This window comes from Methylobacterium sp. NFXW15, from assembly GCF_049887755.1.
Classification (GTDB): Bacteria; Pseudomonadota; Alphaproteobacteria; order Rhizobiales; family Beijerinckiaceae; genus Methylobacterium.
In genome coordinates this window covers 794,389-820,779 of record NZ_JAGEKG010000001.1, presented here as the reverse complement: position 1 = coordinate 820,779, position 26,391 = coordinate 794,389, and the positions used below count along the sequence as shown (strand labels likewise).

Below are 26,391 nucleotides of genomic sequence, written 5' to 3'. Positions count from 1 at the left end.
CTGCGATGCGAAGAATCAGCTTGACCGTTGTCATAATGGCACAATGAGCCGGGTTTGTGACGCTCAGGTTTCAGGGATGTTACGCTCCCATTCCTCCAGCCAGATCCGGGCCGACCCGTCGGAGGGCGCGCGCCAGTCGCCCCTGGGCGACAGGGCTCCGCCCGCGGCTACCTTCGGCCCGTTCGGGATGGCCGACCGCTTGAACTGGCTGAAGGCGAAGAACCGTTTCAGGAACACGCCGAGCCAGAGCCGGATTTCCGGCACGCCGTAGGCGACGCGCTTCTCGGCGGGGAAATCCGGGGGCCATTGCCCCCGCTCCGCATCGCCCCAGGCGTGCAGGGCGAGGAAGGCGATCTTCGAGGGCCGGAACCCGTAGCGCAGGGTGTAGAACAGAGTGAAATCCTGCAGGGCGTAGGGGCCGATGGCGGCCTCCGTGCTCTGGGGCGCCTCGTCCGCTTCGGCGGGGACGAGTTCGGGCGAGATCTCCGTGTCGAGGACGGCACGCAGCACCCGCCCCTCTTCGACGCTGAATGCATCCGTCGAGATGACCCAGCGGATCAGGTGCTGGATCAGGGTCTTGGGCACGCCCGCATTGACCGCGTAGTGGCTCATCTGGTCGCCGACGCCGTAGGTGCACCAGCCGAGCGCCAGCTCCGACAGGTCGCCCGTGCCGATCACGAGGCCCCCCGCCTTGTTGGCGAGGCGGAACAGGTAATCGGTGCGCAGGCCCGCCTGCACGTTCTCGAAGGTGATGTCGTAGACCTTCTCTCCCGCTGCGTAGGGATGGCCCATATCGGCGAGCATCCGCTCGGCGGCGGGGCGGATGTCGATCTCGGCGGCGGTCGTGCCGAGCCCCTTCATCAGCGCGTGGGCGTTCGACTTGGTGCCCGTCGAGGTCGCGAAGCCCGGCATCGTGTAGGCGAGTATATCCGAGCGCGGGTAGCCCAGCCGGTCGAACGCCTTGGCGGCGACGATGAGGGCGTGGGTCGAATCGAGGCCGCCCGAGATGCCGATGACGACCTTCCTGGTGCCGGTCGCCTCCAGACGCTGTGCAAGCCCCGCGACCTGGATGTTGTAGGCCTCGTAGCAATCCTGCGCGAGGCGGGCGGCGTCGCTCGGCACGAAGGGGAAGCGCTCCACCATGCGCATCAGGCCGAGATCCCCGGCCGGGGGATCGACCCGGAACGGCACCCGGCGCCAGGGCCCGGAAGCGCGGCCCCGCGCATCGTCGTCGAAGCTGCCCGCCTGAAGGCGCTCCTGGGCGATGCGGTCGAGGTCGATATCGGCGAGCGTCGCCACGGGGCCCCAAGCGAAGCGCTCGCCCTCCGCGAGGCGTGACCCGCATTCATCGATGCTGGTCTGTCCGTCCCAGGCGAGGTCGGTGGTCGATTCGCCATGGCCCGCGGCGGCGTAGAGATAGGCGCAGGCGCCGCGCATGGAGGCCGAGCGGGTGAGAAGCGCCCGCGACTCCGCCCGGCCGATGGTGATCGGGCTGCCGGAGGGGTTGGCCAGCACGGTGGCCCCCGCCAGCGCGGCCTCCATGCCCGGCGTCTGCGGCACCCACAGGTCCTCGCAGATCTCGATGCCGACGACGAGGCCGGGCACGTCCTCCGCCTCGAACAGAAGATCGGTCCCGAAGGGAATCGCGTGGCCCGCGACCCTGATCGTCTCGCCGACGATCCCGGCGCCGGAGGCGAAATGGCGCTTCTCGTAGAACTCGCGGTAATTCGGCAGGAAGGTCTTGGGCACCGCGCCCAGCAACCGCCCGCCCTGGATGACCAGGGCGCAATTATAGACCCGGTGGCGCCAGCGCAGGGGCGCCCCGACGATCAGCAGCGGGCGCAACGCGCCCGAGCGCGCGGCGAGATCTCCGGCGGCGGCCTCCACTGCGTCGAGCAGGGTCTGCTGCAACAGCAGATCCTCGATGGCGTAGGCTGAGAGGGCGAGTTCCGGAAACACCGCCACCGCCGCACCGGCCTTATGGCAGGTCTCGGCCAGGGCGAGGATCGCCGCGCCATTGCGCGCCGGGTCGCCCGGATGGCTCCGGCCGGTGCAGGCGGCGACACGGGCGAAGCCGTGGCGGTAGAGCGACCGGAAGCCGCCTTTCACATCGTCTGGGTTCGACACGTCACCGGCCCGCGCTCGCATACCCCGCATCCTTAATATGGTGCGGCGCGAGGCTCCAGCGAACGCCCGCCGCGAAAGCCCCCGTTAACGCTGACGCTTCTAACTCTACCGAGCCGCCGACGGTCGGCGACCCCCTTATCCAGCGTTTATCGGATAACCATGCGCGCATCGGGACGACCCCCGCATTCCCACCGTGATCCTGCCCGCCCGGTGCGGGGTGGTGACCGTTCCGGGCTGTCGCTCGGCGCCTTGGCTCACCGCCTCATGGCGTTGCGCGCAACCCTCACCCGCCGCCTTGCGGGCAGCGCTGCCGGTCCCTCGCGGGTCGGTTACGGCACGGCCGGCCGCCGCGCCGAGCCCAGCTGGCTGACGCCTCCGACCGTCATGGTCGGCCGCGAAGGATACGAGCGCGCCCCGCGCCCCTTCGGTGCAGGCCAGGATTGGGCCGACGAGGCATTCTCCACTCCGCAAGTCTGGCCCTCCGAGGTGTTCGACGACCGGGCGGTCCAGGGCACCGCGCCGCGTGCCGAGAGCCGCATCGACCGGCAGGCTTCGACCCCCGGCGTATTGGTACGTCAGCCCCGCCGCCCGGATGCCATCGCTCCGGAAGAGCCCGTCATCGCCCCCGTTCCGGCCGCGCCGCAGGCGTCGTCCGTGCGTTATGTCCGCACGCCGGATGCCGTGTTGCAGGAGCGCCGCCAGCGAGCCCTCGAGGCCGAGCGCGTCGCCCTGGAGCGCGCCCGCGCCGAAGCACAGGCCGCGTTGCAGGCTGTCGAGGCCGAGCGCCGCGCCCGTGAGGACGCCGCCCGCGAGGAAGCACTCCGCGAGGAGGCCGTTCAGAATCAGGCCGTGAGCGAGGAGGAGGTCCGCGTCGCGGGCGGTCTGCCGCGTTGGCAGCAGCCCTTCGTCGCCAATCCCGGCGTCCGCTATTTCCGCACCCCGGACCGCCGTCCGCCCGCGCCCGTTGAGGCTGAGCCCACTCCGGCTCCGGTGTCCGCGCCGGTCGCCGCCCCCGAGACGCGCGATTGGTCCGACCTGTCCGACTGGTCGCAGTCCCAGCCATGGTTCGGCGGAGACGATTGGTCCTCCGTCGATGCATGGGCCTCCCTCGACGCTCGGGAGCCCGAGATCGAGGCATTCGTGCCGCCGGTTCAGGAGCCTGAGCCTGTCCTGTCCCTGCCGGCGGACGTCTCGCTGCTGCGCGCCCCGTCGGCGGCCCCCGTCTACGGGCTCGACCGCCTCGTCCGCTTCGACCAGCCGCCGCGCCCCGCCGCCGCGCAGGACAATGCCCGGGAGCCGGAGCCGCAGCTTGCCGCCCCTGCGCCTGTGCCAGCTCCGTTGCCCGGACTCTCCCTCGTCTTCGGGCCGCACAGCCCGGTCCAGGCGGCGCCCGCCCCCCGCAAGCCGTCGATGCCCTGCGCCATGGCCGCCCGCGCGGCGATCCGCACCGCCTCGACCCCGGTCGCTCCCGTCGCAGTGACCCCCGTTCCGGTCGCTGCTGTCCCCGCCTCGGCTCCAGCCTTCGTGCCCGCCCCCGTCGAGGCGCGGGTGCAGGAGGAGCGTGTGGTGATCCCGCTCGCCGCCCGACCGGTGCTGCTGCGCGGTCGCGCCGCCCCGGTGCCGGAGCCGGTGGCGGAGCCCGAGGCCGCCGAGGTGATGCCGGTCGCCGAGGCCGAGATCCACACGGCCCCGATCCACACGCACCCCGTCCAGGAGATCCTACCCCCGGCCGCCGTCGTCCCGGAGCCCACCTCGACCAACGTGCCCCTCGTGGCGGCCCGTCCGCGCATGATCGCGGCGCCGCGCCACCTCGAGATCGCGTCCTTCGACAACGCCGATTACGAGCTGCCAGCCCTCGACCTCCTGGCCCTGCCCGCGCCGGGCGCGGCGGAGGAAGTCGATGCCGACGTGCTGGAGCAGAACGCCCTGAACTTGCAGCAGACGGTGCAGGATTTCGGCGTGCGCGGCGACATCCTCGCCGTTCGCCCCGGCCCGGTCGTGACGCTCTACGAGCTGGAGCCCGCCCCCGGTACCAAGTCGAGCCGCGTCATCGCCCTGTCGGACGACATCGCCCGGTCCATGTCGGCCGTCTCGGCCCGCGTCGCGGTCGTGCCCGGCCGCAACGTCATCGGCATCGAGCTGCCGAACGAGGTACGCGAGACCGTGTACCTGCGCGAACTCCTCGCCTCCGAGGACTTCGTGGACTCGAAGCACAAGCTGGCGCTCTGCCTCGGCAAGAACATCGGCGGCGAGCCGATCATCGCCGACCTCGCGCGCATGCCCCACCTGCTGGTCGCCGGCACCACCGGCTCGGGCAAGTCGGTCGCCATCAACACGATGATCCTGTCGCTCCTCTACCGGCTGAAGCCGGAGGAGTGCCGCCTGATCATGGTCGATCCCAAGATGCTGGAACTGTCCGTCTATGACGGCATCCCGCACCTGCTCTCCCCGGTCGTCATCGACCCCAAGAAGGCGGTCATCGCCCTCAAGTGGGCCGTGCGCGAGATGGAGGAGCGCTACAAGAAGATGTCCAAGATCGCCGTGCGCAACATCGACGGCTACAACGCGCGGATGAAGGAGGCCCGTGAGAGGGGCGAGACCATCACCCGCACGGTGCAGACCGGCGTGAACCGCGAGACCGGCGAGGTCATCTACGAGCAGGAGGAGATGGACCTCTCCGCCCTCCCCTACATCGTGATCGTGGTCGACGAGATGGCCGACCTGATGATGGTGGCGGGCAAGGACATCGAAGGGGCGATCCAGCGTCTGGCGCAGATGGCGCGTGCGGCGGGCATCCACCTGATCATGGCGACGCAGCGTCCGTCGGTGGACGTGATCACCGGCACGATCAAGGCGAACTTCCCGACCCGGATCTCCTTCCAGGTGACGAGCAAGATCGACTCGCGCACGATCCTCGGGGAGATGGGCGCGGAGCAACTGCTCGGCCAGGGCGACATGCTGTTCATGGCCGGTGGCGGTCGCACGACCCGCGTGCACGGCCCGTTCTGCTCGGACAACGAGGTCGAGAGCGTGGTCGCCCACCTGAAGCGCCAGGGCCGCCCGAGCTACCTCGACGCGGTGACCGCCGACGACACGCCGGAGGACGCGCCCAAGGAGACGGGCCGCCGGGGCAAGGCCGCCGAGAAGGCCGAGCGCACCGAGGAGCCCGAGGAGGACGCCCCCGTCTTCGACATCGGCGCCTTCGCGGCGGCGACCGGCGGTGACTCGGACGAGCTGTACAAGCAGGCGATCGAGGTGGTGCTGCGCGACCAGAAGGCTTCGACCAGCTACATCCAGCGCCGTCTTCAGATCGGCTACAACCGCGCTGCCTCGATCATGGAGCGCATGGAGATCGAGGGCATCGTCGGCCCGGCCAACCACGCCGGCAAGCGCGAAATCCTCGTGAACGGCGGCACCCACGGGGCCGGCATCACCTACGACGACGACTGAAGCCACACCCCACCCCTCTCCCCGTCTTTGCGAGCGTCAGCGAAGCAAGGACGGGAGGATGCGGGAAGGGCGAAGCCCGTTCCGCGTCGTATCTTCGCCACAGGGCGGGGCTCTAAGCGGGCTCCGCCCTCGCAATCCCGCCCGAGCCGCGCACCCGTCTGGTGCAAGGAGTCCCCGGATGATCGGCCGCCGCACCCGCAACGCCGTCACCCTGCTCGCTCTGAGCCTGTGCCTCGCGCCTCTCCGGGCGGAGGCGCAAGTCTCGTCGTTCCTGGATGGCCTGTTCGGCCGCAAGGAACAGGCGGCGCCCGAGCCGGAGACGGCGCCCGAGGCCACTCCGGAGGCGGCCCCCAAAAAGCCCGCGCCCAAGGCCGCCGCCCGCGAGGTGAAGCCGACGGACAAGACCGGCAGCGTCAAGCCCGGCGCCCCCAAGGCGACCGAGAAGCAGGCGGATAAGCCCACCCGCGCGCCCGAGCCCAAGGTCGCGACGGTGGCGACGCCCAATTCCGCCGCCGTCGAGCCCGCCGACCCGGCGACTGTGCTCGCCCAGGCCAACGCCTATTTCAACGGCATCTCGACGCTCACCGGCTCATTCATGCAGATTGGGCCGGACGGGCGGCGCATCGGCGGCAAGCTGACGCTCGCCAAGCCCGGCCGTCTGCGCTTCGACTATGACGCCCCCTCCCCCCTCGAAGTGGTGGCGGACGGCACGTCGGTGGCGGTGCGCGACAAGAAGCTCGCCACCCAGGACCTCTACTTCATCGCCCAGACGCCCCTGAAATTCCTGCTGCGCGAGAAGATCGATCTCGCCCGCGACCTCTCGGTGACGGACGTATCGAACGACCCGGCGGGCGTGCGCATCAGCCTGGAGGACCGCGCGACCTTCGGCGGCACCTCGCGGATCCAGCTTCTGTTCGACCCCGAGGTGAAGACCCTGTCGCAATGGCGGATCACCGACCCGCAGGGCTATGTCACTACCGTGCAGCTCTCGAACCTGCAGAAGGGTAAGCCGGTCGAGGCGGGGTTGTTCTTCATCAATTACGGCCGGGCCGAGGACAAGGCGGCGCAGCAGGCGCTGCAATCCTCGCAGCGCCAGTAACGCGAAAAGCCCGTGCGCCTCACCGTCACCACCTGGAACATCAACTCGGTGCGCCTGCGCATCGACCTGGTGCTGCGCTTTCTCGCGGAGCACAGGCCGGATGTGCTCTGCCTTCAGGAGACCAAGTGCCCGGACGACGCCTTCCCCCTGAAGGCGCTGCGGGGCTCCGGCTACGAGCACGTCGTGTTCGCGGGGCAGAAGGGCTACAACGGCGTCGCCATCCTCTCGCGCCTGCCGCTTCACACCCGCGACGTGATGGGCTTCTGTGGCAAGGCCGATGCTCGCCACATCTCGGCGGTGCTGGGGCCGGAGGCGGGGCAGGCGGCAGGCCTTGTGCTGCACAACTTCTACATCCCGGCCGGGGGCGACGTGCCCGACCGCGATCTCAACCCGAAATTCGCGCACAAGATGGACTTCCTGCAGGAGCTTCGCGCCTGGGGCGGGAAGCGGCCCTCCGGCCCGGCGATCCTCGTGGGTGATCTCAACGTCGCGCCCCTCGAGCACGATGTCTGGTCGCACAAGCAATTGCTCGACGTGGTGAGCCACACCCCCGGCGAGACCGAGGCGCTGGAGACCCTGAGGGGCGAGGCGGGCTGGATCGACGCGGCGCGCCACCTCACGCCGGAGCCCGAGAAGATCTACACGTGGTGGAGTTATCGTTCGCCCGACTGGAACGCCGCCAACAAGGGTCGGCGGCTCGATCATGCCTGGGTCTCCCCCGACCTTGCGGGCACTGTGCGTAGCGTCACGGTGACTCGCGAGGCCCGCGGCTGGGAGCGCCCCTCCGACCATGTGCCGGTGACCCTGGCGCTGGATCTGTAGGGTCGCTCGTCGCGTCTCATCCCACGTCCGTCATTGCGAGCGCAGCGAAGCGATCCAGGGGCGGAGGGCCTCTTTCCGACCTTGGAGCATCCCTGGGCTGCTTCGTTGCGCTCGCAATGACGGTGAGGGCGACGACCGGAAGGATGGTCTGTTCACCGTGCCGCAGGGCACGGGGAGAACGGAACCTCGGCGAGTCTCGCGCGCTACCCGCTCACACATCCGTGAGGCGAGGTTTACCATGCGCAAGATCCTGATGGCGTTCCTGCTACCGAAGATCGTCGAGGTCATCCGCCGCCGCTATAGCCGGTCGCACTCCGCCCGCACCCGCTCGTTCTGAGTGCGAAGGGGACCGGCGACGCCATGACCGACGATCCACGCGAGGCCGGTCCCCGGCCGCCTTATCCGGGCGAGCAGCAACAGCCCCGGCCGGGGCTCTCCTCCAAGATGACGCCCCGGCCCGACCATGGCGAAGAGAGTTACGTCGGCAAAGGATTGCTGGCGGGCCACGCCGCCCTGATCACCGGCGGTGATTCCGGCATCGGCCGGGCCGTGGCCATCGCCTATGCCCGCGAGGGCGCCGACGTCGCGATCTCCTACCTCGAGGTGGAGCAATCCGACGCCGAGGAGACGAAATCCTGGGTCGAGAAGGCGGGGCGGCGCTGCCTGCTCCTGCCGGGCGATATCCGGGACGAAGCCCATTGCAAGGCGCTTGTGGCGCGTACGGTAGAGGCTTTCGGGCGCCTGGACGTGCTCGTCAACAACGCCGCCGCGCAGGTGGTGAATGACGGGCTCGACGACCTCAAGGCCGACGACATCGAGGGTTCGTTCCGGGCCAACGTCTTCGCCATGTACTACCTCGCCCAGGCGGCGGTGCCGCACATGAAGCCGGGCGGGGCGATCGTGAACTCCACCAGTGAGCAGGCCAAGATCGCCGATCCGACAATGCTGATCTACGCCGCGACCAAGGGCGCCATCGCGAGCCTGACCATCGGCCTGTCGAACCTCCTCGCGCCGAAGGGCATCCGGGTGAACTGCGTCGCCCCCGGCCCGGTTTGGACGCCGATCCAACCCATCGTGAAGAGCCCGGAACAGTTGGAAAAACTCGGCACCGATACGCCACTCGGCCGTGCCGGGCAGCCTGCCGAGCTTGCCCCGGCCTATGTCCTCCTCGCCTCCCGCGAAGGCAGCTACATGTCCGGCGCTCTGGTCCCCGTGACCGGCGGTGTGCCGATGCTGTGAGAAGGGTGGCGTGAAACGGCGATACTCGCCTTGAAATACGTTCGGACCCGCGATACACCCCCCGCCAGTGCCGCCGTAGCTCAGTTGGTTAGAGCACCAGATTGTGGATCTGGGGGTCCCCCGTTCGAGCCGGGGCGGTGGTACCATCGAATTTCCGGGATGGACGAAAGGGTTGGCTTGCTGCCGACCCTTTTTCGTTTTCAGCTCCTGTTCCGCAGAGGGCGCTGCAGGAGCAGCCCCGAATCCGTCAATTCCCCACGAAGGCGATCGCCCGTTCCGATGGGTTGGGGAGGATCTGCGACCCGGTCGCTGAGGTCGGGATGTTCGGGCCCTCACTAGTCCCCCCCAGGACCCCTTCTGACGGACCCGCCTCCCCTCGCCTGCCCGTTCGCCATGGGTCGGGAAAGCGTTGACCTTGCCGCCGAAACCCTTCAAGGCTTCGCCTTAAGCAGGTCGCCATCCATGCCCTTAACTGGGGTCAGGCTGTATCGGCCTGCGGATTCATGACCAGTATTGGCCATTGGTGACACGACGCGGCCCTCGTGCGCGCCGCCCGGCGAGAGGACGGGACAGCCCGACCATGAACAGCCCCGTCAAACCCGTCCGCACCCTCTACGATGAGGACGCCATCGCCCGGCGCAATGCCGAGCTGGCGCAGGACATCGCCGCCGCCAACCCGCAGGACCTGCTCGTGGTGGCGGTGCTGAAGGGCAGCTTCATGTTCGCCGCCGACCTGCTGCGGGCAATGCACCGGATCGGGCTCGCGCCGCAGGTCGAGTTCGTCCACCTGTCGAGCTACCGCACCGGCACCGTCTCCACCGGTCAGGTCGAGATCCTGCGCGACGTGCAGAGCGAGGTTCGCGGGCGCGACGTGCTGCTCGTGGACGACATCCTCGAATCCGGCCGGACCGTGGTCTTCGCCAAGGATCTGCTGATGGCCCGCGGCGCCAAGCGCGTGCTGACCGCGGTGCTTCTGGAGAAGCCGGGCAAGCGTGCCGTGTCGATCGATGCCGAGTTCGTCGGCTTCACCTGCCCCGACGTGTTCGTGGTCGGCTACGGCATGGACGCTGCCCACGCCTACCGGCAACTGCCCTTCGTCGGTGTGGTGGACTACGGAAGTGCGGACCCGGATCTGTTCGGCGGGACCTGAGACCGCGACATTTTTACGGTTTGCTGCATTGCGAAGCAGCTTTTCCGTGTAGAGCGTCTTGACAGGACGAGGCATCCGTCTGCGTTCTAGCCGCAGGGTTACCTATTCCCTTGTCGAAGCGAGATGATTCCAGGTTATCATGGCGCGCATCCTTCTGGTGGATGACGAAGAGACGGTGCGTGGCTTCCTAAAGCGGGGGCTGGAGATCGATGGCCATGCCGTCGTGACGGCCACCGATGGCAGCGACGGGCTCGACCGGCTCAACGAGGCGGGCGGCGCCTTCGACCTGATGCTCACCGACATCCGCATGCCGTTGATGGACGGGATCGCCCTCGCGCTCGCCGCCAAGCGCGATTTCCCGGACCTCACCATCCTGCTGATGACCGGCTTCGCCGATCAGCGCGAGCGGGCCCGGGGCCTCGACGCCATCGTCACCGATGTGCTGACGAAGCCCTTCTCCCTGGCGGACCTGCGCTCGACCGTCCGCCGCGCCCTGGCTGCCTGATCTCGGCCCTTAACCATCTCCCTTAGCCTCGCCTTCACGACGGCGTGACATCCTGCACGTGTATCGAGGCGGGCCGTGCTACCGATCGGGAGCCGGGCGTTCTCGACCGGACGGGGTCTGGGGATGGGCGAGCGCGTCGAGGATGGGGAGTGGGATGATGATCGCCCCCGCCGCCGACCGCGTCGCCGCAAAGGCCCCCTGAGGCGGATCTTCACCCTGGTGAAGCTCGCCCTGTTCCTTACGCCGCTGGGCCTGTTCCTGTTCGGCAGTTCCCTCTTCGATTGCCGGGCGCGGCCGTCCTTCACCGATTGGACATCGATGATCGGGGCCGGCGCCTGCGCCCGTCAGGGGATGACGGGCAACGCGACCATGGCGGGGGACAACCTCGCCATCCTGCGCCGGTTCATGGATTGATCGGATCGGACGATGCAGGTTCACCCTCACAGCAGGGCCGAAGCGGACGCGCTCGAAGAAGCCCAGTTTCGCGCGCGCATGAACCGGGTGAGCAAGGGCGCCTCCCTCAGCGGGCGGCGCCGCGAGCCTGACGAGGACGAGAACGGGAGCCGCTTCCGCCTCGGTTGGTTCGGCTGGCTCCTGATCGACGCGCTCGTCGTGGCCGGGACCATCCTCGTCGTGCTGACCTGGCCACCCCTCGACGCCTGCCGGACGCAGAACAAGACCATCGGCTTCCTGGCAGGCGATTCAGTCGAGAAATGCGTGAGCCGCGGCATCGGCGAGCGCCTGACCAGCGCCGATCAGAACCTCAAGATGCTGCTGCGCGGCTCGGGGCATTAGAACAGTTTGGGCGAGCTCTGGATCGCCCCGCGGCTCCGTCTTTGCGAGCCAAGCGAAGCAATCCAGAAAGCGAGACTCTCCAGAACGTGGCGGATCTCGGGATTGCGTCGCTTCGCTCGCAAAGACGACAAAGCGATGTGATCCCATTTCGACGGGAAATGCTCCAGGGCATCGTCCGCGCGGGCGGATGTCGCCCGGTGCGAGAGCTTGCTTGGGCGGACGATGCCCTGTCCTCACCCTTCGAAGGAGAGCAGCGCCCGCGTACCCCGTTCCGCCGGGGAGTAGACCAGGGCGCTGCGCAGGTTCGTGGCCATCGCCTTGACGATGCGCGAGCCGAGGCCCGTGCCGCGTGGCTTGCCCTCACCGGTCCAGCCGACGCCGTCATCCTCCACGGCGAGTTCGAGCCGGTCGGCCGAGCGGCGCAGGGCGACGCGGATCTCGCCCGGCTCCTCCGCCGGATAGGCATATTTGTAGGCATTGGTGACGAGCTCGGTGACGACGACGCCCACCGAGACCGCCTTGTCGGTGGCGAGCCTCACCGGTTCGGCGTGCAGGCGGATGGCGTGGTCGCGCCCCGCCGCCTTCATCGCCGCCTGCAACTCCTCGACGAGGCTGCCGAGATAGGCGTCGAGCTCCACCGCCTCCACGTCCTCCGAGGTGTAGAGGCGGCGATGGATGCCCGCGATGGCCGAGATGCGGGCCTGCATCTCCTCCAGCGCCGCCTTCGCGGCCGGATCGGCGACCGCGGTGGTCTGCATCCGTGCCAGGGCCGCGACGAGGGCGAGGGAATTGGCGACGCGGTGGTTCACCTCACGCAGGAGTAGCTCCGCCCGGTCGCGGGCGGCGCGCACCTCGGCCTCGGCCCGCTCCTTATCCCGACGCATCGCCTCAGCGCCCAGCGCCGTCGCGATGGCCTCCCCGAGCAATTCGCGGAACTGGCCCTGAAGGTCCTTCCACACGTAGTCAGCGGCGCCCGCCTTCAAGGCGGCGACGGCGACGCGGCTATCCTCCGACCCGGTGACGTAGACCACCGGGGGCGCGTCCGGCAGGGCGCGGATTTCGGGCAGCAGATCGAGCCCGGTCTGGCCCGGCATGTGATGGTCGAGGGCGACGAGGTCGATGCCCCCTTCGCGCAGGCGTGCGAGGCCGGCCCCTCCGTCGGCGGCGTGCTCCACCACGTAGCCCCGCGCCCCGAGGCTTCGCTGCACGAGGCGTGCGAGGCCTGCATCGTCGTCGATGTAGAGGATGCGGATGCCGGTCTGCCCCGAGCCGCCTGGGCCTGTGCTCATGGGGTCTCTGGGATCTGCATGACGGAGAAGAACAGGCCGAGCTGCCGGATGGCGTTGGCGAAACCTTCGTAGTTCACGGGCTTCGTCACGTAGACATTGGCGCCCAGATCGTAGCAGCGCTGGATCTCGCGGGCATCGTCGGTGGTGGTCAGCACGATGACGGGCGAGCGCCGCGTATGCGCGTTGGCCTTCACCTTCTCCAGGATGTCGATGCCGGTCATGTCCGGCAGGTTGAGATCGAGGAGGATCAGCAGGTGGCGGCGGCGGCTCACCTCGCCCGAGCCGTCCGGCCCGAACAGATAGGTGAGCGCCGAGGTGCCGTCGCGGAACGGCACGATTTCGTTGTTCACGCCCGCCCGGCGGATGTTCCGTTCGATGAGGCGCGCATGGCCCTCGTCGTCCTCGATCATCACGATGCAGACGGGATGCATGGCGGATTCTCGCTTCACTCGGCGGCGATCGAAAGGGGAGCCGCCGCGTGCTCCATAGAGGCCCCGCGCGGCAGCGTCACGGTGAAGGTCGAGCCCCGGCCCGGCTCGGATTCGAGGTCGATCCGCCCACCGAGCGCCCGTACCAGCGCCTTGACGTGGGCGAGCCCGATGCCCTCGCCCGGCCGGTCCTGCGTGCCGGAACGGCGGAACAGCTCGAACACCCGGACATGGTCGTTCCGGAGGATGCCCCGTCCGTTATCCGCCACGGAGAAGCGCACCCGCTCGGTACCGATGGCCTGCGCCGAGACGGTGATGCGGCCGGGCCGGGCTGGGTCGAGGTATTTCAGGGCGTTGTCGAGGAGGTTGCCGAAGATCTGCTCCACGGCGAGCCGGTCCGCGACGATCTCCGGCATTCCGGGGGTGACGGTGACAACGGCCTGCTGCGAGTCCGCCTGATGCTGGTTCGCATCCGCGAGGCGCCGGATCACGGCGGACATGTCGAGGGGTTCAGGCTCGAACCGCCGCCGCCCCTCGCGGCTGAGCTTGAGGATCGCCGCGATCAGCCGCTCCATCCGCGTGACGGCCGCGCCGATGAAGCCCAGAGCCTCGCCGAATTCGGCATCGATCCGCTCCGCCTGGGGGTGGCCGGCCAGTGCGTGTTGAAGCTCGACGCGGGTCTCCGCGAGTTCACTCGTGAAGCCCATGATGTTGACGAGCGGCGCCCGGAGATCGTGGCTGACGATGTAGGCGTAACGCTGGATCTCCTCGTTCGATTCGCGCAACTCCGCCTCGGCCTCGCGCTGGGCGGTGATGTCGGTGTGGACACCGACCCATTCGCGGATCGAGCCGTCGCGGTTCAGCACCGGCACGGCGCGGATCGCGTAATGGCGGTAGCCGCCCTCCTTCACTCGTACCCGGTGCTCGAACACGAAGGTCTTGCGCGCGGCGACGGTGTCGTTCCAGGCGGCGATGCTGGGGGCTGAATCGTCCGGATGGACGGCATCGGCCCAGCCGAAATCCCGGTACTCGTCCGGCGTCTGTCCAGTGATGGCGGACCAGCCCGGCTGCGGCCCGACCATCCGCCCCTGGGCATCGTTGGTCCACAGCACGCCGCTCACGGCCTCGATAGCCGCCCGGAACCGGGCTTCGCTGGCCAGCAACTCGCCCTGAATGCGGTGCTGGTCGATGGCAATGGCCAGCATGCCGATGAACAGGATCAGGAAGGTCGCGCCCGTGACCGCGAAGGCGAGGGTCTGGGGCGCGGCGGAGACGGTATCCGCCCCCGCATGGACGTGTTCGTCCCCGGAGAAGGTCGCCGCCGCCATGCCGGTATAGTGCATCCCCGCGACGGCCAGCCCCATCAGGAGGGCGGCGGCCAGCTTCTCGGCCAGGCTGTTATGACGGAAGGCCAGCCAGAGCGCGGTGGTGGAGGCTACGACCGCGATGGCGATGGAGGCCGCGACGAGCGTGGGATCGTAGCTGATGTGGCCGGGCATCCGCATCGCGGCCATGCCCGTGTAGTGCATCAGCGCGATGCCCAGCCCCATCAGGGGCCCGGCCAGCCACTCGGCATGGCGCCTCGCGCCCTTGCGGCCGACCCAGGCGAAGGCAGCGCCGGTCACGCCCACGGCGATCAGGAAGGATTGCAGGGTCAGCCCGAGGTCGTAGGCCGTCGGCATGCCCATCTCGAAGGCGAGCATGCCGATGAAGTGCATCGACCAGATGCCGCCGCCCATCGTGACGGCTGCGCCGGTGATCCAGAGGGCGCGCGTGCCAGAGTGGATGGTGCCGTCCGCGATGCCGCGCGCCCGTGCGGCCAGATCGAGGGCCGTGTAGGAGGCGAACATCGCGATCGCCACCGACAGGACCACGAGGGCGGGACTGAAACCGGGGGTGGACATCGGAGTCTCGGACGGCGGACGACTGAGATCTGCGCGTGCAGTCCCCTTATCGCGGCATGATGCCGCTTTATAAGGGACTTTCGAGCGAATTCACGGCGCGATGCCGCGTCAGTCGTGGGAAAGTCCGTCCGGACTCCGCCGTCGCCTCAGGTCGGGTGGAAGACCACTTTCACGCAGCCATCCTGCTTGTCCCGGAACGTCTTGTAGAGATCCGGCCCGTCCTCGAGGCTCTTCGAGCGGTGAGTGATCAGGGACGAGGTGTCGATCTTGCCCGCCTCGATCAGCTTGAGCAGCGGCTCGAGGTACCGCTTCACATGGGTCTGGCCGCTCTTCATGGTCAGCCCCTTCTGGACGATCGAGCCCATGTTGATCGGGATGGGTCCGCCATAGACGCCGGGCACGGAGACGATCCCGCAGGGACGCACCGCCTTGATCGCGTCCGCCAGCGCCATCGGCCGCTCGGTGCTGGTGAGCTTCTCCTGCACGGTGGTGAGCAGGCCCGAAAGGCCATGGCCGCCGCTGGCCTCCATGCCGACGCAATCGATCACCGCATCCGGGCCTTGGCCCTTCGTGATCTCCTTGATGCGCTCGAAGACGTCCTCGCTCGCGAAGTCGATGACGTCGGTGGCGCCCGCGCGCTTGGCGAGCGCGATCCGCTCCGGCACGGTCTCGATCACGATGATGCGCTCGGCGCCCATGATCCTGGCCGCCTGGATGGTGAAGAAGCCGACCGGTCCCGCGCCCCAGATGGCGATGGTCTCGCCGCCCTGGATCTCGCAATGCTCCGCGCCCTGCCAGCCGGTGGGCAGGATGTCGGTCAGGAACAGGGCGGCCTCGTCGTCCATGCCGTCCGGCACCTTCATCGGCGCCACGTCGGCGAAGGGCACGCGGACGTATTCGGCTTGGCCCCCGGCATAGCCACCGGTGAGGTGCGAGTACCCGAAGAGCCCTGCGGTGGTGTAGCCGAACTGCGCCGCCGCCATCTGTGCGTTGCGGTTCGACCGCTCGCAGACCGACCAGTTGCCGAGCTTGCACTGGCGGCACTCGCCGCAATTGATGTTGAACGGCACGACGATGCGGTCGCCCTTGCGGAACTTCGCGTGCCCGCTGCCGGTCTCGACAACCTCACCCATGAACTCGTGGCCGAGCACGTCGCCGGATTCCATGGTCGGCATCAGCCCGTCCATGAGGTGGAGGTCAGAGCCGCAGATGGCGCACGACGAAACCTTGATGATGACGTCGCGCGGATCCTCGATCTGTGGATCGGGAACGGTGTCGCAACGGATGTCGCCCTTTCCGTGCCAGCAGAGTGCCTTCATGATCGTAGATCCCTCGCATGCCGGGCATGGCTTCCGCTTGGGCAAGGCGGCGCGGCCACGGCCAAGTTCCAGGGACGTCCCGGGGAAAATGGGCCGCGTGATCCACACCACTTTTTATTGTGTCGGCTAAGGGCCTGGCTTTCGACATCCCTTCTCAGTGTCCTGGAAGCGCTTGACGCCGGGCGCAATCCTGCGGCCTCATCTGAGGTTGTAACGGTTGAGTCCGCCCGGTTGCGCGCGGTGGGCTTGGGCGGGACGGCCCTGGTAATATTTAGCCGACATGGCCAAGGATCGCGGATGCCAAGCCGCCCGCGCGAACGTTTCACGACCTTCCTCGTCGCCCTCGGCACGGCCCGGAGCGACGCGCCGGTCTATGCCGTGCGGACGGCCACCCCCGCCGAGGCTTTGGCCGCCGTCGCGGAGAAAGCGAAGAAGGGCGAAAGCCCTGTCATCGTCGGCAGCCTCTCGACGCGCACCGCCAAGGCGATGGAGCTCAAGCCCGGCGAGATGCGGCGGGTCTGAACGGCCCGGACAGTCTCAGCCGATGCGCAGAACGGTTCGGGAGCCGATGCGGCGCAGGAGCTTCAGCAGGTCGGCACGGGTCAGGGCCACGCACCCCTCCGTGGGGCGGTAGCCCTCGCGGGCGATGTGCATGAAGATCGCCGAGCCTCGCCCCCGGCGGATCGGGGCGCGGTTGTAGTCGATATCCAGCACGAGGTCGTAGAGGCCGTCGTCGCGCCACATCCTCTCGGCGCTGATGCCGGGTGCGGGCAAGCGGATCGGCCGGTTGTAGCGGCGGTCCTGGCGATCGTCGCACCAGCCGTCGTCCCGGCGCAACGGGCGGAGCGGCAGGGCGGTGCGCGGACGGGCCGTCCAGTGATCGGGCCGGTAGAAGCCGCCGCGCAGGCGGAACCGTCCTCTCGGAGAGCCGCCGTCGCCCTCGCGCTTGGCCATGACGATGCCGCAGGCGCCCAGCGCACAGGGAATGACGCTCGTCCCCACGAGAAGGTGCCCCTTGCGCCGGTCGCCGACGAGGGCGCGGACCCGCAACTCCGGCACCGTCGTCCGGATCCGGCGACACTTGGCCGGTAACGGGAATTTGGGAGGTGAATTGCGTGCAAGCCACTTTCCGGTCACAAAGCTCATCCTTTGCAAGCTCGCACCATCCGAACCGGCGATGTCCCGGTGTAGAACGTCGGAGACCATCCGGCGCGCGCACCGTCCCTCGTCACGGGGGGATTTCGTGGGTGAACGGTTTTACGCTAAGGCTTCGTAACGATGTCGAATGCCTATCGCCTGCTGATCTGTGACGACGATGATATCCTGCGGGATACCTTGATCGAGCAGCTCGCGCTTTCCGAAGAATTTCAAGTCGTAGGCGAAGCCTGCGCGGCCGATGCCATGCGCCGGGTCGCGGAAGATCGCATCGACCTCGCCGTGATGGATGTCGGCCTGCCCGACATGGATGGCCGCGAGGCCGTACGCCAGATGCGGCAGGCGGGCTTCCGCAGCCCGGTGATCATGCTCACCGCGCAGGATTCCGAGGCCGATCAGGTCGAGGGGCTGGAGGCGGGGGCGAACGACTACGTCACCAAGCCGTTCAAGTTCGGCATCCTGCTGGCGCGCATCCGGGTCCACCTGCGCAGCCACGAGGCGTCCGAGGACGCCGTGTTCCAGATCGGCCCCTACACGTTCCGGCCGAGCGCCAAGCTCCTGATCGGCGAGCGGGGCTCCAAGCTGAAGCTCACCGAGAAGGAGACCGCGATCCTGCGCTTCCTGTATCGGGCGGGCCGCTCCGTGGTGAATCGCGACACGTTGCTGGCGGAGGTGTGGGGTTACAATGCCCACGTCACCACCCACACGCTCGAGACGCACATCTACCGCCTGCGTCAGAAGATCGAGCCGAACCCTGCCACCGCCGCGATCCTCGTGACCGAGGGCGGTGGTTACAAGTTGCTTCCCTGATTTATTAGGCTTTTTCCTTTAGATCGTCCTGCCGGGGGTGCCGGAGACGGAGCGGCGGGACAGAGTGGGGCTCGACGACGACATCGCGATCCTCGCGTCCGCGCCCGTTTTCGGGTTCCTGGACCGTGATGCCCTGCGCCTGCTCAGCTTCGCCGCCGAGCGCCGGGAGCTGAGCGATGGCGACCGTCTGTTCGCCCGCGGCGACCCGGCCGATGGCGGCTTCGTGGTGATGTCGGGCCTCCTGCGCCTGGATCCGGCCGTCGGCGAGCCGGTGAAGGCGGGCCGCTCCGCCCTGATCGGCCACCTCGCCCTGTTCGTGCGCGGCGAGCGCCCCTGCGACGCCCATGCCGAGGGGGCCTGCGAGGTCCTGCGCATCACACCGACCCTGATGCGGCGGGTGTTGGAGGAGTTCCCCAGCGCCGCCCAGGCGATCCACGATTCCCTGGCGATGGATCTCGTGACCTTCACGGGCGATCTCGAGCGCGTGCGCGCCCTTCTGGGCGAGGCGTGAGCGGCGCCCCCGTCGACAGCCCCGGCGGGCGCCTGTAAGCACGCTCTTCCCTTTCTCGGAAGACCGCTGCACCCATGTCCTACGCCGATCTTGCCCGGACCATCGAGACCGCCTGGGAGGAGCGCGCCGGCATCTCGTCCGCCACCACGGGCACCGTGCGGGAGGCAGTGGACGAGGCTCTGAACCTGCTCGATTCGGGCAAGGCCCGCGTCGCGGAGAAGTCCGGCGACCAGTGGCAGGTCAATCAGTGGCTGAAGAAGGCGGTGCTTCTCTCCTTCCGCCTGAACGACATGACGCCGATCTCGGGCGGACCCGGCGGCGCGACCTGGTGGGACAAGGTTCCGTCCAAGTTCGACGGCTGGGATGCGGGCCGCTTCCAGGAGGCGGGCTTCCGCGCCGTGCCGGGCTGCTTCGTGCGCCGCGGTTCCTTTGTGGCCCCGAACGCCATCCTGATGCCGAGCTTCGTGAACCTCGGCGCCTATGTCGGCGAGGGCACCATGGTCGATACCTGGGTGACGGTCGGCTCCTGCGCGCAGATCGGCAAGAACGTCCACCTGTCGGGCGGCGTCGGGATCGGCGGCGTCCTCGAGCCGTTGCAGGCCAACCCGGTCATCATCGAGGACGACTGCTTCATCGGCGCCCGCTCCGAGGTGGTCGAGGGCGTGATCGTCGGTCAGGGCTCGGTGCTCTCCATGGGCGTCTATCTCGGCGCCTCGACCAAGATCGTGGATCGGGCCACGGGCGAGGTCACCTACGGCTACGTGCCGCCCTACTCGGTGGTGGTCTCGGGCTCCCTGCCCGGCAAGGCCCTGCCGGACGGCTCCCCCGGCCCGAGCCTCTACTGCGCGGTCATCGTCAAGCGCGTCGATGCCGGCACCCGCGCCAAGACGGCGATCAACGACCTGCTCCGCACCTGAGAGCAGAGGGCATGGAGACGGGCGGCACCTTCGACCTCACCCTCGGCGGCCGACGCGTCTGCGTTCCCTATGATCTCTACGGTCATGGGCCGGGGGCGCTGCTCCTGCCGGCCCTCTCGACCATCTCGTCCCGGCGGGAGGTCGCGGGGCTGGCGGGTGAACTCGCCAGCGACCATCGCTGTCTCGTTCCCGATTGGCCGGGCTTCGGCGCCCAGCCACGCCAGCGCGTGCCGCTGGAGCCCGCGACCTTCCACGCCTTCCTCGATGCGCTGCTCCAGGCCGCGCCCGGCCCCTATGCCTTGGGCGTCGCGGCGGGCCATGCGGCCGGCTACCTCGTAGCGGCGGCGCGGCGGCATCCCCACGCGTTCGGCCGCCTCGTGCTCGTGGCGCCGACTTGGCGCGGGCCCCTGCCGACCGCGATGCCGCAGAAAGCCGCATGGTTTCCCCGCATCCGCGCCGCCGTCGAGGCGCCGCTCATCGGTGAGGCGCTCTACCGGATCAACATCAGCCCTCCGATCATCGGCCGGATGATGCGGGCCCACGTCTATGGCGATCCGCAGACGGTGACGCCGGATCTCGTGCGGGCGAAGCATGCCATCACCCGCCAGCGCAATGGCCGCTTCGGCACCGCCGCCTTCGTGACCGGCGGCCTCGATCCCGTCGCGAGCCGCGAGGCCTTCCTGGCTCTGTTCGGCCCGGACCTGCCGCCCGTGCTGATGCTGCGGCCGGACGGGGCCCCCCGCCGCTCCGGGGCCGAGATGGACGCCCTGGCGGCGAGCGGGCTCGTCGCCGCGCGGCCGGTGCCCGGGGCGCTCAGCCCGCACGAGGAACATCCGGGCGCCATCGCCGCGGTCATCAGAGGGGCGTGACCCCCGGCGGCCTGGACACACGCCAGCGTGACAGGCAGGGATTTCCCCGCACCCGTGATCCGTCTGCCTCTGGTGCGAGGCTCGCCAGACGGTGACCGCTCTGCAAGGATACGAGATGCGCCGCCTTCTGCTCACGACGGCCCTGTCGCTCGCTGCCGTCCTCTCGGTGTCATCACTCCGAGCCGCTCCGGACCAAGGGGCGATGCCACAGGGCGGAACACCACCCTCCGCCCCATCCGTGGGAGCCGAGCCGCTGAAGCCCGGCAAGCCCGCCGTGAAGCCCTATCTGTCCGAGACGGCGCTGCCGGATCCGTTGAAGATCCTGCCCCCGCCTCCGGCGCATCATTCGCCCCTCGACAATGCCGACCATGCTGCCTTCACCAGCACCCGTGCGCTGAAGGGCACCGCCCGCTGGAACCTCGCCGCCAACGACGTGGCCGAGGGCGCGGCGGCGGTGCTGGAGAATTTCGCCTGCGTGCTCGGCGTGCGCATCGATGCGGGCAAGGTGCCGGCGACGATCAACCTGCTCGAACGCGCTCGGCTCGATCTCGCGCGGATGACGCGCATCCCCAAGGTGCATTACCGCCGCTTGCGGCCCTTTGTCGGCAACGAATCGCCGATCTGCGTGCAGCGGACCCAGGCGCTGGCCGACAGCTTCAGCTATCCCTCCGGCCATGCCACGCAGGGCTGGGCCTATGCCCTGATCATGGCGGCCCTGGTGCCGGAAAAGTCCACGGCCATCCTCGCCCGCGGCCGGGCCTATGGCGAGAGCCGCGTGATCTGTGGCGTCCATTGGTTGAGCGACGTCGCGGCGGGGCGGACCAACGGATCCTCGACGTTCGCGGCCCTGATGGGCGATGCGGGCTTCCGCAGCGATCTCGACAAGGCGCGCACGGAGTTGCGGGGCGCCCTGACGGAAGGATCACCGGCTCCGGATGTCGCCTTCTGCACCCGCGAGGCGGACGCCCTGCGGGAGCCGCCGCTCGAGTTTTGAGTTAGAACAGCTTCAGTTTTGAAGCGTTTTAACTGTGTGATTTACAACACGTTTTCGAGTTGATCGCGATCGTGTGATCGGGAAAGTCGGGGTCGGGCGCCGAAGGGTGCGCCCGGCCGGATACCGTCATGCTCGTTCGCGTTCCCCTCCCCGTCCTGCTCCTGACTGCGACCGCCCTCACAGCGCCGGCCTTGGCGCAGGAGGCCCAGGTGCAACTCAACGAGATCTCGGTCGAGGCGGCGCGGGCGCTGATTGGGAACGTCGCGGTGTCGGGGAACAGTGCGGCCACGAGCGGCGGGGGCGGTGGCCCGTCCGGCGTGACCGGCTACACGGCTCGGGTCTCGCCCACGGCGACGAAGACGAACACGCCGCTGATCGAGACGCCGCAATCGGTGTCGGTGATCACCCGTGAGCAATTGAACGACCGCAACGTCCAAGACGTGAACCAAGCCCTGGCCTATGTGCCCGGCACGTCCACCAACGTGTTCGGCTTCGATCCGCGCTTCGACGGTTTCTACATCCGTGGCTTCGACGCGACCTATAACGGCATCTTCCGCGATGGCCTTCGGCAATCGGCCGTCGGCCTCGCCGTGCCCCGCATCGAACCCTACGGCACGGAAGCCCTGACGATTCTGCGCGGTCCCTCCTCGGGCCTCTACGGCCTCGGCTCGCCCGGCGGCATCGTCGACATCACGACGAAGCGTCCGGTCTTCGTGCCGTTCGGCGAGGTCTGGTTCCAGGCGGGCAATTACGACCGCTTCCAGGGCAATTTCGATTTCGGCGGCCCGGTCGAGGGATCGGACGGCACGATGGCCTACCGGCTGACCGGCATCGTCCGCCAATCGGACACCTTCCTCCCCGGCGCCACCGACGATCGGGTGAATATCGCACCGGCCTTCACGTGGAAGCCCTCCGCCGACACGACCCTGACGATCCTGACCGAATTCCAGAGCTCGCGCCTGCCGGGGACCGCGGCCTTCTACAACGCGCCCGGCTTCCAGGTGACGCGCCTCTATCAGGGAGACCCGGGCTTCAACGCCTTCACGCAGCAGCAATACCGGATCGGCTACGCCTTCGAGCACAAGTTCACGAACGATCTGATCTTCCGCCAGAACTTCCGCTATTACGGCGTCGAAGGCGACTTTCCCTATACCCAGATCAACAGTATCACCGGCCTCACCGCGCAGCGCTCCGGCGGGCTCTTCCGCGAGAATCTGCAATCCATCGCCCTCGACAATCAGCTGGAAGGGCACTTCGTCACCGGCCCGGTCGCCCACACCGTGGTCGGGGGCGTCGACTACATCCACTACGACTGGACGCGCCGCTTCGGCTTCCCGGACGTGCCCGATCTCGACCTGACGGGCGTGACGAACTTCCGGAACTTCCGCTACCGCACCTTCATTCCGCGCCCAGCCCTGACCTCCGGCGCGACGCAGTCCCAGGACCAGATCGGCGTCTACCTTCAGGAGCAGGCGAAGTGGGATCGCTTCGTGCTGACCCTGACCGGGCGGCACGATTGGGTCTCACAGAGCACGACGAGTTTCGCCAATCTCGGCCCCGTCACCGGCGCGACGCAGAATGACAGCGCCTTCTCCTACCGGCTCGGCCTGAACTACCTGCTGACCCCCGACTTCGTACCGTATGCGAGCTATGCGACGACCTTCTCGCCCCAACTCGGCACCGATGCGAATGGCAGGCCCTTCAAGTCGGCGACGGGTGACCAGATCGAGGCCGGTGTGAAGCTGGCGATCCCGAACACCAACATCACCGGCTCGTTCTCCGGCTTCGACATCGTTCAGTCGAGCATCCTGCGGCAGGATCCCAACAACTTCGCCAACCAAGTCGCGACCGGCTCCATCGAGTCCAAGGGCTTCGAGGCCGAGATGACGGCGAACTTCGCGCCCGGCACGAATCTGACCCTGGCCTTCACCCACCTGAATGTGCGCTTCCTGCGGCAGACGTCCTTCGTGACCCAGGCGCCGATCGATGGGAACGCCCTCTCCGGCATTCCAGGCAACACGGTCTCGGCCTTCGGGACGTACCAGTTCCCGCCGGGTTCCTGGCTGTCCGGGCTGCAGATCGGCGGCGGTGTCCGTTATGCGGGCACGAGCTTCGCGGATGACGAGAACACTGTTCGCAACCCGACCGTGACCCTGTTCGACGCCCTGGTCGCCTACGACTTCGCGGCGCTCGATCCCAAGTACAAGGGCTTCCGTGCCCAGGTGAACGCCTACAACGTGTTCAACCGGGACTACGCGACCTGCCAAGCCGGGTTCTGCTATCGTGGCGCGCCCGCGACGGTGATCGGAAGCTTGATCTACCGCTGGTGAGTTTTCCCCGGAAACACCAGCACCATCCTCTCGCCGTAGAGGAATCGTAAGGCCCGCGCGTCAGAGTCGTGGCGCGGGCCCCCCTGTCCGCGCTAAGACCGGAGAGAAACGGGGCGGAACGGCGTGATGAGGCGTGACGTGGCATCGGTGACGGCGCGGGTTGGACGGCTCGGCCTCGTGGCGGCCTTGAGCGTGAGCCTGTCGGCCTGTTTCCGTCCCCTCTATGGACCGACCGCCTCTGGTGCATCGGTCCAGGCGCTCCTCGCTTCCGTGCAGGTGGACGAGATCGTGATGGCGCAGGGCCAGGAACGGCTCGGCCATTACCTGCGCAGCGAACTGGTCTTCGATCTCGACGGTTCGGGCCAGCGCGTCCAGAAGCAGTACCGCCTGAAGCTCTCGGGCTCGGAGACGGTACAGACGCCCATCGTCTCGTCCACGACCGGCCGCGCGGAGGCAGGCACGATCGTCGGCAACATTCGCTACAGCCTGGAAGACCTCAGCGGCATCAAGGTGATCGCAGAGGGTGTCGCCACCTCGACGGCGACCTACGACCGGTCGATCCAGCGTTTCGCCAGCCAGCGGGCCGCCCGCGACGCGGAAATCCGCCTCGCCGACACCCTGGCGGACCAGATCAAGACCCGGATTGCCTCGGTGCTGGCGGCCAAGCCGTGAGCCACCGGTGACGGCTGTCCGTCCGGGGGATATCGAGGATCTGATCCGGCGCGGGCCCGATCCGCGCATCCCGGTGATCCTCGTCTACGGGCCCGATACCGGCCTCGTCACCGAACGCGCCAAGGCGCTGGCCGAGGGCTTCGTGCCCGACACGTCCGACCCCTTCGCCCTCGTTCGGATCGATGGCGACGTGATCGCGTCCGATCCCGGCCGCCTCTGCGACGAGGCGGGTACGGTCGGCCTGTTCGGCGGTAAGAGGGCGATCTGGGTCCGGCCCAGCACCCGCAACATCGCCCCCGCCGTCGAGGCGTTGCTCGGCATCTCCGTGACCGACACGCGCATCGTGGTCGAGGCGGGCGACCTCGCCAAGGGTAATCCCCTGCGCGGCCTCTGCGAGAAGTCGCAGCGGGCACTCGCCATCCCCTGCTACCCGGATGATGAGCGGGCACTCGGTGATCTCGTGGACCGGACCTTGAGAGCGCATGACCTGCGCCTCGACCGGGACGCCCGAGAGGTGCTGGTCCGCAGCCTTGGCGGTGACCGCCGGGCGAGCCTGATGGAACTGGAGAAGCTCGCTCTCTATGCGGCGGGTAAGGGGACCGTGACTCTGGACGATATCGAGGCGGTGGTGAGCGATGTCGCCGCCAGCGTTCTCAACACCCTGATCGATGCCGCCTTCGACGGCCGCATCGAGGTGGTGGAGCGCGATTCGCGCCGCTTCCGGCAGGAAGGATTGGACCCCGCGCAGGTGCTTGGCTCGGCCCTACGCCACGCGACGACGATGCTCGCCCTGCGGCTCGACAACCCGGACAAGACACCGGGCGCCATGGCTGCTGCATGGCGCGGCCTGCACTTCAAGCGCAAGGGCAGTATCGAGCGTCAGCTCGGATTGTGGGGACCGGCCCGCCTGCGGCAGGCCATCGACATCCTCTCGCAGGCCGTCCTCGCCTGCCGCCGGGCCGATGCGGCTCTCAGCGAGGCGCTCGCCTCGGCGGCGCTGCTGCGAATCGCCGAGGCGGGGCGTCGACGTTAGGAGCCCGAGGGCTTCGCCCCTGGGCCCCACCAGAGGGCTTGCCCTCTGGACACCCGGTTTCAGTCGTCCGCTTGAACCTTGAGGCGATCAAGAAGGCTTTGGAGTTCGGCGCGGCTGCCGTAGCGCAGCCGGATCTCGCCCGTGTCCTCGTCCTTCGGGCGGTAGCTGACCGTTACGCCGAGGGCTTGGTGCAGGCGGAGTTCGAGGGCGCGCACCGGGGCGGGGCGCTCCGCGGCGAGCCGGGGACGGCCGGGACGCGGCGTCTCCGACGGTTCGGCCTCGGCCGCGGCCAGAGCCTCGACCTCACGCACCGACAGGCCTTCCGCCACGATGCGCCGGGCGACGCCTTCGGGATCGCGCAGCGCCAGGAGCGCGCGGGCATGTCCGGCCGTAATCTCACCCGCGCTCAGGCGGTCCTGAACCGGCTGCGGCAGGTTGAGGAGGCGGAGCGTGTTCGCGAGGTGGCTGCGGCTCTTGCCCAGGATCTCGGCCAGTTCGCGCTGCGTGTACGAGAAATCGCGCATTAGCCGCTCGTAGCCCGATGCCTCCTCGATCGGATTGAGATCCGCCCGCTGGACGTTTTCGAGGATCGCGAATTCGAGCGAGGCGCGATCATCGATCTCGACGACCACCACCGGCACCTCATCGAGCCCGGCGCGCTGCGCGGCCCGCCACCGGCGCTCGCCCGCCACGATCTCGAAGGCGCCGGGCACATCCGCCAGGGGCCGCACGACGATGGGCTGAATCAGGCCGCGCGCCTTGATGGAGCCCGCGAGTTCGGACAATTCCTCTTCGCCGAAATGGCGGCGAGGATTGCGCGGGTTCGGACGCAGGAATTCGACGGCGACCTTGCGCTGACCTTCGAGCTTGGGCGGCGGCGCTGCCGGATCCCCGAAATCGCCGATCAGGGCCGCGAGTCCGCGCCCCAGCCGGGGCCTTGCGACCTCTTCCGCCATCGTCTCACCTGTCCTCA

The 26,391-nt window shown here is 68.5% G+C and carries 24 protein-coding genes and 1 tRNA gene; 18 read left to right on the top strand and 7 right to left on the bottom strand.

What is annotated here, in order from left to right:
- Nucleotides 1-63: 63 nt before the first annotated feature.
- The gene (locus tag J4O73_RS03920) at nt 64-2,148 is read right to left on the bottom strand and encodes an NAD(+) synthase (protein WP_426214733.1); all 2,085 of its coding nucleotides are present in this window, start codon (nt 2,146-2,148) and stop codon (nt 64-66) included.
- 243 nt (nt 2,149-2,391) lie between these two features.
- Between J4O73_RS03920 and J4O73_RS03915 the strand changes: the two genes are divergently transcribed.
- The 9 genes from J4O73_RS03915 (at nt 2,392) to J4O73_RS03875 (ending at nt 11,187) form a co-directional block, all read left to right on the top strand.
- The gene (locus tag J4O73_RS03915) at nt 2,392-5,577 is read left to right on the top strand and encodes a DNA translocase FtsK (RefSeq protein WP_426214916.1); all 3,186 of its coding nucleotides are present in this window, start codon (nt 2,392-2,394) and stop codon (nt 5,575-5,577) included.
- Between the two features lie 178 nt (nt 5,578-5,755).
- Entirely contained in the window at nt 5,756-6,676 is a 921-nt protein-coding gene (locus J4O73_RS03910; RefSeq protein ID WP_426214731.1) for an outer-membrane lipoprotein carrier protein LolA, read from the top strand.
- A 12-nt stretch (nt 6,677-6,688) separates the two neighbouring features.
- Nucleotides 6,689-7,498, top strand: coding sequence for an exodeoxyribonuclease III (xth, locus tag J4O73_RS03905; RefSeq protein WP_426214729.1), 810 nt, complete (start codon nt 6,689-6,691; stop codon nt 7,496-7,498).
- A 360-nt stretch (nt 7,499-7,858) separates the two neighbouring features.
- Nucleotides 7,859-8,737, top strand: a complete 879-nt coding sequence (locus J4O73_RS03900) for an SDR family oxidoreductase (RefSeq protein ID WP_426214727.1) — start codon at nt 7,859-7,861, stop codon at nt 8,735-8,737.
- 69 nt (nt 8,738-8,806) lie between these two features.
- Nucleotides 8,807-8,883: transfer RNA gene (locus J4O73_RS03895), tRNA-His, on the top strand.
- 434 nt (nt 8,884-9,317) lie between these two features.
- Nucleotides 9,318-9,887, top strand: a complete 570-nt coding sequence (gene hpt, locus J4O73_RS03890) for a hypoxanthine phosphoribosyltransferase (protein WP_426214725.1) — start codon at nt 9,318-9,320, stop codon at nt 9,885-9,887.
- A 139-nt stretch (nt 9,888-10,026) separates the two neighbouring features.
- Entirely contained in the window at nt 10,027-10,392 is a 366-nt protein-coding gene (locus J4O73_RS03885) for a response regulator (protein ID WP_243928550.1), read from the top strand.
- Nucleotides 10,393-10,467: 75 nt separating this feature from the next.
- Nucleotides 10,468-10,806 (top strand): hypothetical protein, encoded by a 339-nt coding sequence (locus J4O73_RS03880; RefSeq protein WP_426214723.1) that lies wholly within the window; start codon nt 10,468-10,470, stop codon nt 10,804-10,806.
- A 12-nt stretch (nt 10,807-10,818) separates the two neighbouring features.
- Nucleotides 10,819-11,187 (top strand): hypothetical protein, encoded by a 369-nt coding sequence (locus J4O73_RS03875; RefSeq protein WP_426214721.1) that lies wholly within the window; start codon nt 10,819-10,821, stop codon nt 11,185-11,187.
- A 233-nt stretch (nt 11,188-11,420) separates the two neighbouring features.
- Here the strand turns inward: J4O73_RS03875 and J4O73_RS03870 are convergent, their stop codons facing one another.
- The 4 genes from J4O73_RS03870 to J4O73_RS03855 form a co-directional block, all read right to left on the bottom strand.
- Nucleotides 11,421-12,476 (bottom strand): sensor histidine kinase, encoded by a 1,056-nt coding sequence (locus J4O73_RS03870; protein ID WP_426214719.1) that lies wholly within the window; start codon nt 12,474-12,476, stop codon nt 11,421-11,423.
- Entirely contained in the window at nt 12,473-12,907 is a 435-nt protein-coding gene (locus J4O73_RS03865) for a response regulator (RefSeq protein ID WP_426214717.1), read from the bottom strand. Before J4O73_RS03865 ends, J4O73_RS03870 begins: the two co-directional genes overlap by 4 nt.
- A gap of 14 nt (nt 12,908-12,921) precedes the next feature.
- Complete coding sequence (locus J4O73_RS03860) at nt 12,922-14,808, bottom strand: MHYT domain-containing protein (protein ID WP_426214715.1); 1,887 nt, start codon at nt 14,806-14,808, stop codon at nt 12,922-12,924.
- Between the two features lie 146 nt (nt 14,809-14,954).
- Nucleotides 14,955-16,127, bottom strand: a complete 1,173-nt coding sequence (locus tag J4O73_RS03855; RefSeq protein ID WP_426214713.1) for a zinc-dependent alcohol dehydrogenase — start codon at nt 16,125-16,127, stop codon at nt 14,955-14,957.
- A gap of 297 nt (nt 16,128-16,424) precedes the next feature.
- Between J4O73_RS03855 and J4O73_RS03850 the strand changes: the two genes are divergently transcribed.
- Nucleotides 16,425-16,649, top strand: a complete 225-nt coding sequence (locus J4O73_RS03850; RefSeq protein WP_426214711.1) for a hypothetical protein — start codon at nt 16,425-16,427, stop codon at nt 16,647-16,649.
- Nucleotides 16,650-16,664: 15 nt separating this feature from the next.
- On the opposite strand, the gene J4O73_RS03845 is transcribed toward J4O73_RS03850, so the two are convergent.
- On the bottom strand, nt 16,665-17,186 hold the full coding sequence (locus tag J4O73_RS03845) for a L,D-transpeptidase family protein (RefSeq protein ID WP_426214709.1): 522 nt from the start codon (nt 17,184-17,186) through the stop codon (nt 16,665-16,667).
- Nucleotides 17,187-17,405: 219 nt separating this feature from the next.
- On the opposite strand from J4O73_RS03845, the gene J4O73_RS03840 reads away from it, so the two are divergent.
- The 8 genes from J4O73_RS03840 to holA all read left to right on the top strand — a co-directional run bounded on the left by J4O73_RS03840 (nt 17,406) and on the right by holA (nt 25,418).
- Nucleotides 17,406-18,092 (top strand): response regulator transcription factor, encoded by a 687-nt coding sequence (locus tag J4O73_RS03840; RefSeq protein ID WP_378968101.1) that lies wholly within the window; start codon nt 17,406-17,408, stop codon nt 18,090-18,092.
- 64 nt (nt 18,093-18,156) lie between these two features.
- On the top strand, nt 18,157-18,603 hold the full coding sequence (locus tag J4O73_RS03835; RefSeq protein WP_426214706.1) for a cyclic nucleotide-binding domain-containing protein: 447 nt from the start codon (nt 18,157-18,159) through the stop codon (nt 18,601-18,603).
- A gap of 74 nt (nt 18,604-18,677) precedes the next feature.
- Complete coding sequence (gene dapD, locus J4O73_RS03830; protein WP_378968105.1) at nt 18,678-19,520, top strand: 2,3,4,5-tetrahydropyridine-2,6-dicarboxylate N-succinyltransferase; 843 nt, start codon at nt 18,678-18,680, stop codon at nt 19,518-19,520.
- 11 nt (nt 19,521-19,531) lie between these two features.
- Entirely contained in the window at nt 19,532-20,389 is an 858-nt protein-coding gene (locus J4O73_RS03825) for an alpha/beta fold hydrolase (RefSeq protein ID WP_426214704.1), read from the top strand.
- 115 nt (nt 20,390-20,504) lie between these two features.
- The gene (locus J4O73_RS03820; RefSeq protein ID WP_426214702.1) at nt 20,505-21,383 is read left to right on the top strand and encodes an acid phosphatase; all 879 of its coding nucleotides are present in this window, start codon (nt 20,505-20,507) and stop codon (nt 21,381-21,383) included.
- A gap of 128 nt (nt 21,384-21,511) precedes the next feature.
- Nucleotides 21,512-23,713, top strand: a complete 2,202-nt coding sequence (locus J4O73_RS03815) for a TonB-dependent siderophore receptor (protein WP_426214700.1) — start codon at nt 21,512-21,514, stop codon at nt 23,711-23,713.
- Between the two features lie 126 nt (nt 23,714-23,839).
- Nucleotides 23,840-24,385 (top strand): LPS assembly lipoprotein LptE, encoded by a 546-nt coding sequence (gene lptE / locus J4O73_RS03810; RefSeq protein WP_426214698.1) that lies wholly within the window; start codon nt 23,840-23,842, stop codon nt 24,383-24,385.
- Nucleotides 24,386-24,392: 7 nt separating this feature from the next.
- Nucleotides 24,393-25,418 (top strand): DNA polymerase III subunit delta, encoded by a 1,026-nt coding sequence (holA, locus tag J4O73_RS03805; RefSeq protein WP_426214696.1) that lies wholly within the window; start codon nt 24,393-24,395, stop codon nt 25,416-25,418.
- Between the two features lie 59 nt (nt 25,419-25,477).
- Here the strand turns inward: holA and J4O73_RS03800 are convergent, their stop codons facing one another.
- Complete coding sequence (locus J4O73_RS03800) at nt 25,478-26,374, bottom strand: ParB/RepB/Spo0J family partition protein (protein ID WP_426214694.1); 897 nt, start codon at nt 26,372-26,374, stop codon at nt 25,478-25,480.
- Nucleotides 26,375-26,391 lie beyond the last annotated feature (17 nt).